This window comes from Streptomyces sp. NPDC060031 (assembly GCF_042736805.1).
In the GTDB taxonomy this organism is placed as follows: domain Bacteria; phylum Actinomycetota; class Actinomycetes; order Streptomycetales; family Streptomycetaceae; genus Streptomyces.
Genome location: NZ_JBHWVM010000133.1, coordinates 1 through 16147, shown reverse-complemented (window position 1 = coordinate 16147; position 16147 = coordinate 1). Strand labels below are relative to the sequence as shown.

The window sequence follows — 16147 nt, the reverse complement described above, 5'->3', positions numbered from 1 at the left end:
CTCGAATTCTGCGACTGCGACTGCAGATCCGTCAGAACCCGCGCCCCCATGTCGAACTTCATCAGACTCCTCCCTCACCCCGTCAGCCCAGCCGACCTCGTGCTCGGCATACCCATCAACTCAGGCACCACTGATGCAATCCAGACAGATTCTGTCACCCCGCACGACGGAGGTCGCGCCCAGGGTGGGCCCTGCGCCACGCCGCGACGGCAAGGTCCCGTTCGTCGCCCGTGAGCGTCGTGACGGAGGCCGCGAACTCCTTGACCAGCGGGATCTCACGACAGCCGCAGCAGTGGCACATGGCCCCAGTGCGAGGCGGTTACTCCCCTTCGCCCTCGAGGTTGCCCTCCGTGTCCAGGTAGACCTGGCGCAGGGCCTCCAGGACCTGCGGGTCCGGCTTCTCCCACATGCCGCGCGATTCCGCCTCCAGGAGACGCTCGGCGATCCCGTGCAGGGCCCAGGGGTTGGCCTCCTCCAGGAAGGCGCGGTTCTCCGGGTCCAGGACGTACGTCTCCGTCAGCTTGTCGTACATCCAGTCCGCGACCACGCCCGTCGTGGCGTCGTAGCCGAACAGGTAGTCCACGGTCGCCGCCAGCTCGAAGGCGCCCTTGTACCCGTGGCGGCGCATCGCCTCGATCCACTTCGGGTTCACGACGCGGGCGCGGAAGACGCGGGAGGTCTCCTCGACCAGGGTGCGCGTCTTGACCGTCTCCGGGCGGGTGGAGTCGCCGATGTACGCCTCCGGGGCCGTCCCGCGCAGCGCGCGGACGGTGGCCACCATGCCGCCGTGGTACTGGAAGTAGTCGTCGGAGTCCGCGATGTCGTGCTCGCGGGTGTCCGTGTTCTTCGCGGCCACCGTGATGCGCTTGTACGCGGTCTCCATCTCGTCGCGCGCCGGGCGCCCTTCGAGACCGCGGCCGTACGCGTACCCGCCCCACACCGTGTAGACCTCCGCGAGGTCGGCGTCCGTGCGCCAGTCGCGGGAGTCGATCAGCTGCAGGATGCCGGCGCCGTACGTGCCGGGGCGCGAGCCGAAGATGCGGGTGGTCGCGCGCCGCTCGTCGCCGTGCTCGGCGAGGTCCGCCTGCGCGTGGGCCCGTACGAAGTTCTCCTCGGCGGGCTCGTCCAGGGAGGCCGCCAGCCGGACCGCGTCGTCCAGCAGGCCGATCACGTGGGGGAAGGCGTCCCGGAAGAAGCCCGAGATGCGCAGGGTCACGTCGATGCGGGGACGGCCCAGCTCGGCGAGCGGGATCGGCTCCAGGCCGGTCACCCGGCGCGAAGCCTCGTCCCACACCGGGCGGATGCCGAGCAGCGCCATCGCCTCCGCGACATCGTCGCCCGAGGTGCGCATCGCGCTCGTGCCCCACAGGGACAGGCCGACGGAGGCGGGCCATTCGCCGTTGTCCGTGCGGTAGCGGGTCAGCAGCGAGTCGGCCAGGGCCTGGCCGGTCTCCCACGCGAGGCGGGAGGGCACGGCCTTCGGGTCCACGGAGTAGAAGTTGCGGCCGGTCGGCAGGACGTTCACCAGGCCGCGCAGCGGGGAACCGGACGGGCCGGCCGGGACGAAGGCGCCGTCCAGGGCGCTGACGACGTGCGCGATCTCGTCGGTCGTGCCCGCCAGGCGCGGGACGACCTCCCGGGCCGCGAAGTCCAGTACCGCGGCCACGTCCGCCGAGTGGCCGGCCGCGACCGAAGCCACCGTCCCGGGGGACCAGTTGGCGTCCTCCATCGCCTGGACCAGGGTGCGGGCCGCCTCCTCGGCCTCGTCGGCCGTCGTACGGGTCGCCGCGGACTCGTCGAGGCCGAGCGCCTCGCGCAGGCCGGGCAGGGCCGTCGTACCGCCCCAGATCTGGCGGGCGCGCAGGATGGCCAGGACCAGGTTGACCCGGGCCGGGCCGGTCGGGGCGCCGCCCAGGACGTGCAGGCCGTCGCGGATCTGGGCGTCCTTGACCTCGCACAGCCACCCGTCGACGTGCAGCAGGAAGTCGTCGAAGCCCTCGTCGTCCGGGCGCTCCTCCAGACCCAGGTCGTGGTCCAGCTTCGCGGCCTGGATCAGGGTCCAGATCTGGGCCCGGATGGCGGGCAGCTTCGCCGGGTCCATCGCCGAGATCTGGGCGTACTCGTCCAGGTGCTGCTCCAGGCGCGCGATGTCGCCGTACGACTCCGCGCGCGCCATCGGCGGGACGAGGTGGTCGACCAGGGTGGCGTGCACGCGGCGCTTGGCCTGGGTGCCCTCGCCCGGGTCGTTGACGAGGAAGGGGTAGATCAGGGGCAGGTCACCGAGCGCGGCGTCGGGCGCGCAGGCCGCGGACAGGCCGGCGTTCTTGCCCGGCAGCCACTCCAGGTTGCCGTGCTTGCCCAGGTGGATCATCGCGTCGGCGCCGAAACCGCCGTCCTCGGCGCGCGCCTGGATCCAGCGGTACGCGGCCAGGTAGTGGTGCGAGGGCGGCAGGTCCGGGTCGTGGTAGATCGCGATCGGGTTCTCGCCGAAGCCGCGCGGCGGCTGGATGAGGATGAGCAGGTTCCCGCGGCGCAGGGCCGCGAGCACGATGTCGCCCTCGGGGTTGGCGGAGCGGTCGACGAACATGTTGCCCGGGGCCTCGCCCCAGTGCTGCTCGACGCTGCCCCGGAGCTCGGCGGGGAGCTCGGCGAACCAGCGCTTGTAGTCCGCGGCCGGGATGCGGACGGGGTTGCGGGCCAGTTGCTCCTCGGTGAGCCAGTCCTGGTCGTGGCCGCCGGCCTCGATCAGGGCGCGGATCAGCTCGTCGCCGTCACCCGAGACGAGGCCGGGGATGCTCTCGACGGGACCGAAGTCGTAGCCGCCGGCGATGAGGGTGCGCAGCAGCTCGACGGCGCTGGCGGGGGTGTCGAGACCCACCGCGTTGCCGATGCGGGAGTGCTTGGTGGGGTACGCGGAGAGGACCAGCGCGACCTTCTTGTCGCGGCGTTCGATGTGCCGCAGCCGGGCGTGGCGTACGGCGATGCCCGCGACCCGGGCGGCCCGCTCGGGGTCGGCGACGTACGCGGGAAGGCCGTCCTCGTCGAGCTCCTTGAAGGAGAACGGGACGGTGATCAGGCGGCCGTCGAACTCGGGCACGGCGACCTGGGTGGCGGCGTCGAGGGGGGACAGGCCCTCGTCGTTCTCCTCCCAGTTGCTGCGCGAGCCCGTCAGGCACAGGGCCTGGAGGATCGGCACGCCCAGCGCGGCCAGCGCGCCGGCGTCCCAGGACTCGTCGTCGCCGCCCGCCGAGGCGGTCGCGGGACGGGTGCCGCCGGCGGCGAGGACGGTGGTGACGATCGCGTCGACACCGTCCAGCTCGGCCAGCAGCTCCGGCTCGGGGGTGCGCAGGGAGGAGACGTACAGCGGTACGGCCTGCGCGTCGTGGGCCTCGATGGCCTCGCACAGGGCGTGCACGAAGGCGGTGTTGCCGCTCATCTGGTGGGCGCGGTAGTAGAGCACGGCGATCCGCGGACCGGTGGTGTGCTGCGCGGTGCGCTCCAGGGGGCCCCAGGTGGGGGCGGCGGCGGGCGGCTCGAAGCCGTGGCCGGTGAGCAGGACGGTGTCAAAGAGGAAGCGGGCCAGCTGGTCCAGGTTGGCCGGGCCGCCGTGCGCGAGGTAGCCGTGCGCCTCGGCCGCGATGCCGATCGGAACCGTGGAGGCCTCCATCAGCTGGGCGTCGGGGGCCTGTTCGCCGGTCAGCACGACCACCGGGCGGGTCTGGCCGGGGGCCAGGAGGAGGTCGAGGCCGTCCTGCCAGGCGCGGAGGCCCCCGAGGAGGCGTACGACGACCAGGTCCACTCCGTCGAGGAGGCCGGGGAGGTCGTCGAGGGGAAGGCGGGAGGGGTTCGCGAACCGGTACGGGACGGGGCCGTCCGCGGCGGCGCGAGCGCTGAGCAGATCGGTGTCGGACGTCGACAGCAGCAGGATCATGCGGCGGCAGGCCTTCCTCGGGGTTTCCGCGCCCCGGGCAGTGAGGACAGCGGGAGTTCCTGACTCACCCCGCCCGTTGCTCCGCGGGGTTCACAGTGGCGGGACCGCGCCGGAATCGCACCGGGCTTCCTCCCAGGTCGCCGTCCTCGGCGACGACGGGCCGAGTGGCCCGTCGATGGTCATCCTAGGCGGCCGTCGCCCCGGCCGGCAGCGGGGGTCGTCGTGTGCGTCGGCGCTGCCGGGGCTCTGCCCCGGACCCCGCGCCTCAAACTCCGGCGAGGCCGGATTCGCTGGTCCGGGGTGTTGATGGACACAGGTCCGGGGACGGGAATCGTGGGTATGCTCGCCGCCATGCCCCAGCCCCCTGCCGCCGCATCGCGGGACGAACCCGTCATACGGGATCGTGGCGACGCCTGCCCCGGCGCGCTGCGGCTGCACGCGGCGGACGACGGGTTCCTCGCTCGGGTGCGGATCCCGGGCGGGCTCCTCAGTGCTTCGCAGGCGGCCGCGCTCGCCCTGGCCGCCGACCGGTTCGGCGACGGGCACCTGGAACTCACCTCGCGCGGCAACGTCCAGCTCCGCGGCCTCGCGGAAGGCTGCGGCCCGGGGCTGGCCGAACTGCTCGATGGGGCCGGACTGCTGCCGGCGCCCTCGCACGAGCGGATCCGGAACATCGTCGCCAGCCCACTGGCGGACCCCGCCGCGGTGCGCGCCCTGGACACGACGCTCTGCGCCGACCCGCGGGCCGCCGCCCTGTCCGGCCGGTTCCTGTTCGCCGTCGACGACGGGCGCGGGGACGTGGCCGCCCTCGACCCCGACGTGACCCTGCTCGCCCGGCCCGGCGGCCGGGTGCTCGTCCGGCTCGGCGCGGCCCCGGACGCCGCCGAGGTGGCCGCCGCCGACGCCGCGCGGGCCGCGCTGGAGGCGGCCCTGCACTTCCTGGCCGCCGCGGCCGCCGCCGGTACCCGGGCCTGGCGCATCGCCGAACTGCCCGACGAACACGCCCTGGACACCGGGGAGTTCACCACCCGGCTCATCGGGCGGGGCATCGGCGCGCGGTACGTCCCGGACGCGCCCCGCCCGTACGCCGACCCGCCCGCTCCCGGGGTGCACGCGGACGCGCTCTGCGTCCTGGTCCCCCTCGGCCGGCTCACCACCGCCCAATGGCGGGAGCTGCCCGGAGACCTGCGCGTCACGCCCTGGCGCAGCATCCTCGTCAGCGACACCGCCGCCCGCCCCGCGGGGCTCGTCACCTCGCCCGACGGCCCCTGGGAATCCGTCACCGCCTGTACCGGGCGGCCCGGTTGCGCCAAGTCCCTGTCCGACGTACGCGCCGACGCGCGGGCCGTCGCGCACCGGGCGCGCGGGCAGTTGCCCGTGCACTGGTCCGGGTGCGAGCGCCGGTGCGGGCATCCGCGCGGCACCGCCTGGGTCGACCTCGTCGCCACCCCCGAGGGGTACCGGATCGACGGGCGCCCCGTGCCCCCGAACGAACTTGCCGCGGCTGTCGCCGACGCGCGCAGCCAACCCCGAGTGTCCGAAGACGCAGTGAAGAAATGAGCGAGTACACCGTGTTCGAGTACGAGAAGGACGGCGCCGCGATCTACCGCCAGTCCTTTGCCACGATCCGCGCCGAGGCGGACCTCTCCGGGCTGCCCGCCTCGGTCGCCCAGGTCGCGGTGCGCATGATTCACGCCTGCGGGATGACCGACCTGACCCGGGACCTCGGATACACCCCCGACGTCGTGCTGCGCGCACGGGCCGCCCTGGAGGCGGGTGCGCCGATCCTGTGCGACGTGCAGATGGTCGCCAGCGGGGTCACCCGCAAGCGGCTGCCCGCCGACAACGAGGTGATCTGCACCCTCTCCGACCCGGCCGTGCCCGGTCTCGCCGCGAAGATGGGCACCACGCGCAGTGCCGCCGCCCTCGAAGTCTGGCGGGACCGGGGCCTGTTGGAGGGTTCGGTGATCGCCGTCGGGAACGCGCCGACCGCGCTGTTCCGGCTGCTGGAGATGATCGAGGAGGGCGCCCCGCGCCCCGCCGCCGTCATCGGCGTCCCGGTCGGCTTCATCGGCGCCGCCGAGTCCAAGGATGCGCTGGCCGAACACCCCTCGGGGCTGGACCACTTGATCGTCCGGGGCCGGCGCGGCGGCAGCGCCATGGCCGCCGCGGCCGTCAACGCCATCGCGAGCGTGGCCGAATGAGCGCCGGACGCCTCTACGGGGTCGGGCTCGGGCCGGGCGACCCCTCCCTGATGACCCTGCGCGCGGTCGAGGTGATCGCCGAAGCCGATGTCGTCGCCTACCACAGCGCCCGCCACGGCCGCTCCATCGCACGCTCCATCGCCGCCGAGCACCTGCGCGCGGACCACATCGAGGAACCGCTGGTCTACCCGGTCACCACCGAGACCACCGACCACCCCGGCGGCTACCAGGGCGCGATGGAGGAGTTCTACGAGGCCTCCGCCGCCCGGCTCGCCGCGCACCTGGACGCCGGCCGGACCGTCGCCGTGCTAGCGGAGGGCGACCCGCTCTTCTACGGCTCGTACATGCACATGCACAAGCGGCTCGCGGACCGGTACGAGGCCGAGGTGATCCCGGGGGTGACCTCCGTGAGCGCCGCCGCCGCCCGGCTCGGCACCCCGCTCGTCGAGGGCGAGGAGGTGCTGACGATCCTGCCCGGCACCCTGCCCGAGGAGGAGCTCACCGCGCGCCTCGCCGCGACCGATTCGGCGGTCGTGATGAAGCTCGGCCGCACCTTCCCCGCCGTGCGGCGGGCGATGGAGGGCAGCGGCCGGCTCGCCGAGGCGCGGTACGTCGAGCGGGCCACCATGGCCGGGGAGCGCACCGGCTCCCTCGCCGACGTCGACCCCGAGAGCGTGCCGTACTTCGCCGTGGCCGTCGTGCCCAGCCGGATCGGCAACCCGGGCAGCGTGCCGTCCGGCCCCGGCGAGGTCGCGGTCGTCGGCACCGGCCCGGCCGGGCCGCTCTGGCTCACCCCGCAGACCCGGCGGGTGCTGGCCGACGCCGAGGTGCTGGTCGGGTACACGACGTACCTGGACCGGGTCCCGGTGAAGCCGGGCCAGATCCGGCACGGCTCGGACAACAAGGTGGAGTCGGAGCGCGCCGAGTTCGCCCTCGACCTGGCCCGGCGCGGCAAGCGCGTGGCCGTGGTCTCCGGCGGCGACCCCGGCGTCTTCGCCATGGCCACTGCGGTCCTGGAGGTGGCCGGCCAGGAGGAGTACAAGGACGTGCCCGTACGGGTCCTGCCCGGGGTGACCGCCGCCAACGCGGCGGCCGCCGCGGCCGGCGCCCCGCTCGGCCACGACTACGCCACCATCTCGCTCTCCGACCGGCTCAAGCCCTGGGAGGTCATCGCGGAGCGGCTGCGCGCGGCCGCCGCGGCCGATCTGGTGCTGGCCCTGTACAACCCGGGCTCGCGCAGCCGCACTTGGCAGGTGGCGCAGGCCCGCGAGCTGCTGCTGGAGCTGCGTTCGCCGCAGACCCCGGTGGTCGTCGCGCGCGACGTGGGCGGCCCCGGGCAGTCGGTGCGCATCGTCACGCTCGCCGAACTGGAGCCGGCCGAGGTGGACATGCGGACGATCCTGCTGATCGGGTCCTCGCAGACCCGGGTCTCGGAGCGCGCCGACGGATCGAGGATCACCTGGACGCCGCGCCGCTACCCGTGACCGGGTGAGGCGTACGGGCCGGCGGGCCGGGCGGGTGCACCGCCCGACCCCCGGCCCGGCCTCCCGGGCGCACCGCGTCCTTACGGATTCCGCGCGCCGCCGAGCCAGCGCAGGGCCGCCGTCACCGAACCGGCCTCCGCGACGTCCTGGGGGACCGGGGGCCGGCGTACGACCAGGACCGGGATGCCCGCCTCGCGGGCCGCGGTCAGCTTCGGGGCGGTGGCGGAGCCGCCGCTGTCCTTGGTCACCACGACGTCGATCCGGTGCCGGGCCAGCAGCTGCCGCTCGTCGTCGAGGGTGAACGGGCCGCGGGCGAGCCGGACTTCGAGCCGTGGCGGCACCGGCGCGGTCGGCGGGTCCACCGAACGCACCAGGAACCAGGTGTCGGTGAGGTGCGCGAAGGTGTGCAGGCCCATCCGGCCGGTGGTCAGGAACACCCGGCCGCCGAGGCCCGGCAGCAGGGCGGCCGCCTCGGACAGCGAGTCCGTGAAGGTCCAGTCGTCGCCCGGCCCCGGGGCCCAGCCGGGACGGCGCAGCGCCAGCAGCGGCACCCCGGTGAGCGCCGCCGCCCCGGCCGCGTTGAAGCTCATCCGCTCCGCGAAGGGGTGGGTGGCGTCGATGAGGTGGGTGACGCGGTGGGCGCGGATCCAGGCCGCCAGCCCGGAGGGTCCGCCGAAACCGCCGATCCGGGTCTCACCCGGCGGAAGCACGGGGGCGGCGACGCGCCCGGCCAGCGAAGTCGTCACCCGGGCCGCCCCCGGCAGGGCGGGCGGGGTGTCCGGGGCGTCAAGGGCGTCCGGGGTGCCGGGGGTGCCCGTCAGGGCCTCGGCGAGGCGGCGGCCCTCGGTCGTACCGCCGAGGATCAGGACGTGCGGGCGGGCCGCTTCAGCAGACATGCCGGTCGCGCTCGGGCGAGTACAGGTGGCTGTCGCGGAACTGCTCGGCGCCCAGGGTCCGGCCGACCAGGATGACGGCGGTGCGGACCAGCCCGGCCTCCTTCACCTGGGCGGCGATGTCGGCCAGCGTGCCGCGCAGGATCAGCTCGTCGGGGCGGCTGGCCATCGCGACCACCGCGACCGGGCACTGGGCCCCGTAGTGCGGCAGCAGCTCGTCCACGACCCGGTCGACGTAACGGGTGGCCAGGTGCAGCACCAGCAGGGCGCCGCTGCGGCCCAGCGTGGCGAGGTCCTCGCCGGGCGGCATCGGCGTGGCCTGCTGGGCGATCCGGGTCAGGATGACGGTCTGGCCGACGGTGGGGACGGTCAGCTCCCGCTTCAGCGCCGCCGCCGCGGCGGCGAAGGCCGGTACGCCCGGGACGACCTCGTAGGGAATGGCGGCCGCGTCGAGCCGTCGCATCTGCTCCGCGACGGCGCTGAAGATCGAGGGGTCGCCGGAGTGGAGCCGCGCCACGTCCTGTCCGGCCGCGTGGGCCCGTACGCACTCGGCGATGATCTCGTCGAGGTTCAGCTGCGAGGTGTCGACCAGCCGGGCGTCCGGCGGGCACTCGGCCAGCAGTTCGCGCGGCACGAGGCTGCCCGCGTACAGGCAGACCGGCGCCGCGGCGAGGGTCCGGGCACCGCGCACCGTGATCAGGTCGGCGGCGCCGGGGCCCGCACCGATGAAGTACACGGTCATGTCTGATCCTTCTCCTCGTTCGTCTGCGTCTGCGTCTGCGTCGGCTTCGTGACCGACCACTGGGTGACCGGCATCGCCTGCCGCCAGCCCGTGAACCCGCCGACGGGCACGGCGTGCGCGACGGCCAGCTTCACCAGTTCGCCGCCGTGGCGCCGGTAGCGGTCGGCGAGGACCGCCTCCGACTCCAGGGTGACGGTGTTGACCACCAGCCGGCCGCCGGCGGGCAGCGCCGCCCAGACCGCGTCGAGGAGGCCCGGTGCGGTCAGGCCGCCGCCGATGAACACCGCGTCGGGCGCGGGCAGTTCGGCGAGGGCCTCGGGCGCGGGGCCGGTGACCACGCGCAGGCCGGGGACGCCGAGCGCCGCCGCGTTACGGGTGATCCGCGCGGCCCGCTCGGGATTGCGCTCCACCGAGACGGCCCGGCAGGAGGGGTGGGTCCGCATCCACTCGATGCCGATGGAACCGGAGCCGCCGCCGATGTCCCACAGCAGCTCGCCGGGGGCGGGGGCCAGGGCGCACAGGGTCGCGGCGCGGACGTGGCGCTTGGTGAGCTGGCCGTCGTGCTCGTAGGCGGTGTCGGGCAGCCCGGGGGTGGCGCCGAGCCGCGGCACGTCGGCGGCGGGGTCCCGGCGGCAATCCACGGCGACCACGTTCAGCGGGTCGCCGGGAGCGTGGTTCCAGTCGTGCGCGTGGCCCTCGTACGCGTCCTCGCGCTCGGATCCGAGCTGTTCCAGCACCCGCATCCGGCTGGGCCCGAAGCCCCGCTCTCGAAGCAGAGCAGCGATCTCGTTCGGGGTCACCGCTCCGGCGCTCAGCACCAGCACCCGCCGGCCCTCGTACAGCGCGGCCGCGAGCCGGGCCACCGGGCGGCCGACCACGGTGACCACCTCGGTGTCCTCCACGGGCCAGCCCAGGCGGGCGCAGGCGTACGACACGGAGGAGGGGTGCGGCAACACCCGCAGGCGCTCCGGCCCGAGTTCCTCGGACAGGGCGCGGCCGATCCCGTAGAACATCGGGTCGCCGCTGGCCAGCACCGCGATCCGGCGCCCCGCGTGCTCCGCCGCCAGCTTCGGCACGGCCGGCCGCAGCGGGCTCGGCCACGCCACCCGCTCGCCGGCGCACTCCCCGGAGGGCAGCAGGTCCAGCTGGCGGGGCCCGCCGATGAGCACCTCGGCGCCGGACAGCGCGGCCCGTGCGGCGGAGGTGAGCCCGGCCCAGCCGTCGGCACCGAGGCCGACGACCGTGACGGGTACGGGCGGGGGTGCGGAGCTCACTGCGGGCTACCTCGGGGAAGGGTTCGGGGCGGGACTCGGCGGGGGGTTCGGGGCGGGATTCGGCGACGGAAGGGAATGGACCCGCAGCCTACTGGCCCGCAGCCCGCGCTCCAGGACCAGGGTGACCACCACCGAGGCCGCGGCCAGCGCCGTCATCGCCGCGGACGCGGAGGTGTACTGGGCGACGGCCCCGGCGAGCGCCGCACAGAGCCCCTGCGCCGTCAGCATCCCGGCCGAGTGCAGCCCGAGCGCCTGCCCCTGCGTACCGTCGGGGAGCAGTGCGACCAGCCGCTCCTGCATCAGCAGCCCGGCGCAGTAGCCGACGGATGCGACGGTCACGGCGGCCGCCGCCAGGACGGGGCCCGGGTGCAGGGCGAAGACGAGGTAGGGCACGGCGAGCAGCAGCCGCAGCGGCGACGCCAGCCGGGCCCGCCGGCGCGCCGGGAGGAACCGCCCGGCGACGGTGTCCCCGACGAGCATCCCGGCGGCCGAGCAGCCGAACAGCAGCCCGGCGTGGGCGGGGTCGTAGGGGACGAAGAGGGACTCGCAGCCGACGACGAGGCCGTTGGGCACCCACATCGCGAGGTACAGCGTGCGCCGTGCCGGGTCGGAGAACAGGAAGGCGTTGGTGCGCCAGGTCTGCGCCACGGAGGGCCGCCCGGTCGCACGCGGCGTGCGGCGGCGCAGCCCGAGCCGCACGGTGAGCGCGGCGGCCAGCGAGAGCCCGGCGGCCGCCAGGAGCGTGCCGCGCGGGGAGAGCGCGGTGACCAGCACCCCGCCGACGGCGAAGCCGGCGATCTGTGTGGCCCCGGCGCAGACGGCGAGCAGCGAGCGGCCCGGCAGGTAGTCCTCGGGCGGCAGGATCTCGGTGAGCAGTCCGTACCGCACCCCGCCGGCGAGGGAATCGGCGAGCCCCTGGGCGAGCAGCACGGCGAACGCCGCCCCCAGAGGCAGACCGGGCGCGGCGGTCAGGGCGGTGCCGAGGGCGGTGAGCACGCAGAGCCGGCCGAGGGCGGCGCGCGGTTCCAGCCGATCGGCGGCGGACAGCAGCACGGTCGCGCCGAGCAGCTGCGTGAAGGACGGTCCGAACATGGCGAGCGCGGCGAGCAGCGGGCTGCGGGTTCGGTCGTAGACGAGGACGGCGAGGGCCAGCCCGCTGACGGTGGAGGCGCCGACGCGCAGGGCCGCGGCGACGAAGAAGGGCGTGAACTCGGGGGTGCGGGCGAGGGCGCGGTAGGTCCGTGGCATGCGCGGAGTTTCCGGCGCGGCGCGGAGGCGGCCTAATGTTTCGTGTACAGGCGAAACCAGGGGCCCTGAGGGGCGCCTGCCGGGCGGCCGCGCTCGGCCTTGCCGGACAGGCGGACAGGCGGACAGCCGGAGCCGACAGACGGACAGACGGACAGACGGACAGCCGGAGCCGGACAGACGACCAGCCGGAGCCGGACAGCACGACGGAGGGGGCGGGGCCATGGGCTGGTGGCGGATCGACAGCGACGCCCTCGCGGGCAGCCGCTTCGTGGTGTCCGCGCTGGCCGAGACCACGGCCGCGCTGATGGCGCTGGAGCAGCGGACGCCGCCCGCGCACCCGGCCGAGCGGGCCTGGCTCGCGGACCGGCTCCCGCACTACCGGGCCCGCCTGGCGGCCGAACCCGCCACCGCCGCGCTCGTACGGGCGGCCCTCGGGCGGCAGTGGCTCGCCGGGTTCCTCACCCCGCCGCCGGACGGACGGCCCTTCGAGGACGAGCTCGCCCCGATCCGCGCCACCCCCGACGCGGTGGTCCGTACGGACCTGCGCGCCGCCTCCGCACTCCCGGACTCCCTCGCCCGCGCCCGGGGGCTCGGACCGCGGACGGCGGAGCTGCTGGAGTGGGTGTGGGCCGAGGCCGTGCGCCCCGACTGGGAGCGCCGGCGCCGGGTCGCCGAGGCCGACGTCCTGGTCCGCACCGCGCAGTTGAGCCGCGGCGGGTGGGCGGCGGCCCTGTCCGGGATGCGGCCGGGCATGGCGTGGCTTGGCGGGGGACGGCTGCGGATCAACCTCCAGGACCGGCCGCCGCGGGAGCTGTCGGGGCAGGCCGGGCTGGTCTTCGTACCGGTGACGACCCGGCACGCGTGGGTGTCCTGGGCCGGGCGGCACCGGCACGCCCTGGTGTACCCGTGCGAGGGCCAGCTCGCGCAGTCGGGCCCGGTCCCGGCCCCGGCCGCGCTGGTCCGGCTGCTCGGCCCCGTACGGGCGCGGGTGCTGGTGCTGCTGGAGAGCCCGAAGTCGACGACTCAGCTCGTGGCGCTGACGGGGCTGAGCCTGGGCGCGGTGGCCGGACAGCTGAAGGTGCTCCTCGCCGCCGGGCTGGTCCTGCGCCGGCGCACGGGGCGTACGGTGCTCTACAGCCGGGTCGCGGCCGGGGACGTGCTGGTGTCGGCGGCCACGGGAACCGAGCAGGGCGAGTAGCGAGCAGCGAACAGCAGTAGCGGTGAGCGAACAGCAGTATCGAGCGGCGAGGAGCTGTCATGCCGGGCTGGAAGGCCGAGCACATACCCGATCAGAGCGGCCGCACCGCGGTCGTCACCGGGGCCAACAGCGGGATCGGCTACATCGCCGCCCGGGAGCTCGCGCGGCGCGGCGCCTACGTGCTGCTGGCCTGCCGCAGCGCGGCCCGCGGCCGGGCCGCGGTCATCCGGCTGCGCGCCGAAGTGCCCGGTGCGGAGGTGGAGTTCGCGCCCTTGGACCTCGCTGACCTCGGCTCCGTGAGGGAGTTCGCGAAGAGCTACGGGCAGGGCCGACGGACCTTGGACCTGCTGGTGAACAACGCCGGGGTGATGGCGCTGCCGTTCGGGCGGACCGCCGACGGCTTCGAGACGCAGTTCGGGGTCAACCACCTCGGCCACTTCGCCCTGACCGGACTGCTGTTGCCGCAGCTGCTGGCCGCCGCCCCCGGAGCCCGCGTCGTCAACGTCTCCAGCGGCTTCCACGCGCTCGGCGACATCGACTTCACCGACCTCGACAGTGCGCGCGACTACCGGCGCTGGGTGGCGTACGGCCGCTCCAAGACCGCCAACCTCCTCTTCACCCACGAGCTGTCCCGCCGCCTCGCCGCCGCCGGCTCCGGGATCGTCACGGCCGCCGCCCACCCCGGCTACGCCTCCACCAACCTGCACTCCGGGGCCTCGACGCAGGAGGGCCGCACGCTGACGTCCCGGGTCATGGCGCTCGGGAACACCGTCATCGCCCAGCCCGCGGCCTCCGGCGCGCTGCCCACCCTGTACGCGGCCACCGCGCCCGGGGTGCGGCCCGACGATTTCTTCGGGCCGCGGCTCGGCTGGCGCGGGGCGCCCGCGCGTTCCTGGCGGGCGAAGTGGACCCTGGACGACAAGTCCGGTGAACGGCTCTGGTTCGCCTCCGAGAAGCTCACAGGAGTCTCCTGCGCATCACTATCGCGCTGACGCCCCGGGGATCAACTTCGGCTGCCCGCCGGTCACGTCCGGCCTGGAGTCGCAGCCCCGACCGGCGCCACCGCCCTCCCGGACCACGACCCCTGGTTCGGGCTGGACGAGGCCACGCGCAGCCAGGTGTTCACCGGCGACGCCACGACGGCCACGTGAAGGTCACGCGGACCGTCCTGTCCTGAGCGTGTCCGGCCGGGCGCCCCGCCCGTGAGCCCGTCCGCCCCCGGGTGCCTCAGGGCGCCCCGGCCGGGACCTGACCCCGCGCGGGCGCTGCGGGAGACTCGGCGGCATGGACGACGACATGGACAATCACCCAGCGGGGCACGATCACGCGGTGGTCCTGGGGGCGGGTCTGGCGGGGCTGCTCGCGGCGCGCGTCCTCGCGAAGAGGTTCGCGTGCGTGACCGTGCTGGAGCGGGACGAACTCGCGGACGCCGGGCCGGCCTTCCGGCCCGGCGTGCCGCAGTCCCGGCACGTGCACGTGCTGTGGTCGCGGGGCCTGCAGCTGATGGAGGAGCTGCTTCCCGGCGTCACCCGCGAGCTGCGGTCCGGCGGGGCGTCCCTGCTGGAGTCGCCGCGGGACCTCCTGTGGCTGAGCCCGGCCGACTGGTTCGGCCCCGTGCCCGGGACCCGGGTGCTCGTGGGCAGCCGGGAGCTGATCGACTGGACGGTACGGCGGGAGGTGCTGCGCGACGAGCGCATCCGGATCCGCCCCGGCTGCCCGGCCACCGGACTCGTCGCCGGGCCGGACGGCCGTTCGGTGACCGGCGTGGAGCTGCGTGAGGGGGAGCCGCTCGCCGCGGGCTTCGTGGTCGACGCGACCGGGCGGACCTCCAAAGCCCCGGCGTGGCTCGCCGCGCTCGGCTACGCGGCCCCGAAGACCACGCGCTACGACTCCCATCTCGGGTACTCCAGCCGCTACTTCGAGATCCCGTCGGATCCCGCGCGGCGCTGGCAGGCGATGTACGTACAGGGCCGCCCGGACAGCCCGCGCGGAGGGGTGCTGGTACCGCTGGACGGCGGCCGCTGGCTCGCGACGCTCATCGGCAACGGCGAAGACGCCCCGCCGACCAAGGACGAGGAGTTCCTGGGCTTCGCGCGCAGCCTGCGCAGCCCGGCCCTGTACGACGCCATCCGCGACGCCAAACCCCTCTCGTCCCCGACCGGCTTCCGGAGCACCGCGAACGAATGGCGCCACTACGAGCGTCTGGAGCGCTGGCCGGCCGGCTTCGTGGTCCTCGGCGACGCCGCCTGCCGGTTCAACCCCGTGTACGGACACGGGATGACGGTGGCCGCGCTCGCCGCTGACGCCCTGGCCGCCGAGATCCGTACCCTCTCCGCCCGGGACGTCGCCGGGGCCGCGCGGCGGATCCAGCGGCGTACGGTCGCCGCGGCCGCCGTGGCCTGGCAGATCGCCACCAGCGAGGACCTGCGCTACCCGGGGACGGAGGGGCCGCCACCGGACCGGGCCACCCGGATGCTGCAGGGCTACATGTCCCGGGTGATGGTGGGCGCCAACTCCGACCCGGAGATATCCGGCCGGTTCTTCGGGGTGCTGTCCCTGACCGCCTCGCCCAACACCCTGCTCAGCCCGGGGACGATGATCCGCGTCCTGTCCAAGTGGCGGCTGCCGACGGCTCCCGTGACGGCCGACTACCCGCCCCACCACCGGCCACAGACCTAGGCAGTGTCTTCAAAGGGGTTTGAGCCAGAGAAACAGGGACGCGATGGTGACGGCTGCCTGGTAGGACTCGCGGGTTTTGTCGTAGCGAGTGGCGATCGCGCGGTACTGCTTGAGGCGGTTGAAGCAGCGTTCGACGACGTTGCGCTTCTTGTAGAGCTGTTTGTCGAAGGCGGACGGTCTGCCTCCGTTGCGGCCGCGGCGGGATCGGTTGGCCCGCTGGTCACGGCGTTCGGGGATGGTGTGGCTGATCCCGCGTTTACGCAGGTAGGCGCGTATCTTGCGGGAGCTGTAGCCCTTGTCGCCCAGGACGTGGTCCGGGCGGGTTCGGGGCCGTCCGGGCCCGGCCCGGCGGACCTTGATGGTGTCCATGACCTCCTCGAAGCGGGTGCAGTCGGCGGCGTTGCCGCCGGTGAGGACGAAGCCGAGCGGCCGGCCGCGACCGTCGCAGGCCAGGTGGATTTTCGTGGTCAGTCCGCCTCTGGATCGTCCGAGGG

General features: G+C 74.7%; 12 protein-coding genes and 1 riboswitch. Of the genes, 6 read left to right on the top strand and 6 right to left on the bottom strand.

The genetic code is table 11. The features are described 5' to 3' along the window. Positions 1 to 319 precede the first annotated feature (319 nt). Positions 320 to 3931, bottom strand: coding sequence for a cobaltochelatase subunit CobN (gene cobN / locus ACFWB8_RS34600; protein ID WP_385236479.1), 3612 nt, complete (start codon positions 3929 to 3931; stop codon positions 320 to 322). 53 nt (positions 3932 to 3984) lie between these two features. Then, a riboswitch (cobalamin riboswitch) is annotated at positions 3985 to 4063 on the bottom strand. A 207-nt stretch (positions 4064 to 4270) separates the two neighbouring features. Here cobN and ACFWB8_RS34595 point away from each other — a divergent pair. Genes ACFWB8_RS34595 through ACFWB8_RS34585 form a run of 3 tightly spaced genes read left to right on the top strand, consistent with a single transcriptional unit; the run spans position 4271 to position 7619 of the window. Next, the gene (locus ACFWB8_RS34595) at positions 4271 to 5491 is read left to right on the top strand and encodes a cobalamin biosynthesis protein CobG (protein ID WP_385236484.1); all 1221 of its coding nucleotides are present in this window, start codon (positions 4271 to 4273) and stop codon (positions 5489 to 5491) included. A gap of 11 nt (positions 5492 to 5502) precedes the next feature. Beyond that, positions 5503 to 6135 (top strand): precorrin-8X methylmutase, encoded by a 633-nt coding sequence (locus tag ACFWB8_RS34590; RefSeq protein WP_385236481.1) that lies wholly within the window; start codon positions 5503 to 5505, stop codon positions 6133 to 6135. Beyond that, positions 6132 to 7619 (top strand): precorrin-2 C(20)-methyltransferase, encoded by a 1488-nt coding sequence (locus ACFWB8_RS34585; protein WP_385236476.1) that lies wholly within the window; start codon positions 6132 to 6134, stop codon positions 7617 to 7619. Before ACFWB8_RS34590 ends, ACFWB8_RS34585 begins: the two co-directional genes overlap by 4 nt. Positions 7620 to 7699: 80 nt before the next feature. Here the strand turns inward: ACFWB8_RS34585 and ACFWB8_RS34580 are convergent, their stop codons facing one another. From ACFWB8_RS34580 to ACFWB8_RS34565, 4 genes are read right to left on the bottom strand one after another with little or no spacing between them, the layout of a single operon-like run. Then, positions 7700 to 8515: a cobalt-precorrin-6A reductase gene (locus tag ACFWB8_RS34580; protein WP_385236473.1), complete on the bottom strand. Its 816-nt coding sequence runs from the start codon at positions 8513 to 8515 to the stop codon at positions 7700 to 7702. Next, complete coding sequence (cobM, locus tag ACFWB8_RS34575; protein ID WP_385236470.1) at positions 8505 to 9254, bottom strand: precorrin-4 C(11)-methyltransferase; 750 nt, start codon at positions 9252 to 9254, stop codon at positions 8505 to 8507. The genes ACFWB8_RS34580 and cobM overlap by 11 nt, the downstream gene beginning before the upstream one ends. Further along, positions 9251 to 10528, bottom strand: a complete 1278-nt coding sequence (gene cbiE / locus ACFWB8_RS34570; RefSeq protein WP_385236467.1) for a precorrin-6y C5,15-methyltransferase (decarboxylating) subunit CbiE — start codon at positions 10526 to 10528, stop codon at positions 9251 to 9253. The genes cobM and cbiE overlap by 4 nt, the downstream gene beginning before the upstream one ends. A gap of 6 nt (positions 10529 to 10534) precedes the next feature. Further along, positions 10535 to 11776: an MFS transporter gene (locus ACFWB8_RS34565; RefSeq protein WP_385236464.1), complete on the bottom strand. Its 1242-nt coding sequence runs from the start codon at positions 11774 to 11776 to the stop codon at positions 10535 to 10537. A gap of 220 nt (positions 11777 to 11996) precedes the next feature. Here ACFWB8_RS34565 and ACFWB8_RS34560 point away from each other — a divergent pair, with 220 nt between their 5' ends. The 3 genes from ACFWB8_RS34560 (at position 11997) to ACFWB8_RS34550 (ending at position 15653) form a co-directional block, all read left to right on the top strand. Then, on the top strand, positions 11997 to 12974 hold the full coding sequence (locus ACFWB8_RS34560) for an ArsR family transcriptional regulator (protein WP_385236461.1): 978 nt from the start codon (positions 11997 to 11999) through the stop codon (positions 12972 to 12974). A gap of 59 nt (positions 12975 to 13033) precedes the next feature. Then, entirely contained in the window at positions 13034 to 13966 is a 933-nt protein-coding gene (locus ACFWB8_RS34555) for an oxidoreductase (protein ID WP_385236458.1), read from the top strand. A gap of 292 nt (positions 13967 to 14258) precedes the next feature. Further along, a complete protein-coding gene (locus tag ACFWB8_RS34550) occupies positions 14259 to 15653 on the top strand; it encodes an NAD(P)/FAD-dependent oxidoreductase (protein WP_385236455.1) in 1395 nt (464 codons plus the stop codon). A 9-nt stretch (positions 15654 to 15662) separates the two neighbouring features. Here the strand turns inward: ACFWB8_RS34550 and ACFWB8_RS34545 are convergent. Beyond that, on the bottom strand, positions 15663 to 16147 hold a 485-nt coding region (locus tag ACFWB8_RS34545; protein ID WP_385236452.1), incomplete at its 5' end, for an IS5 family transposase.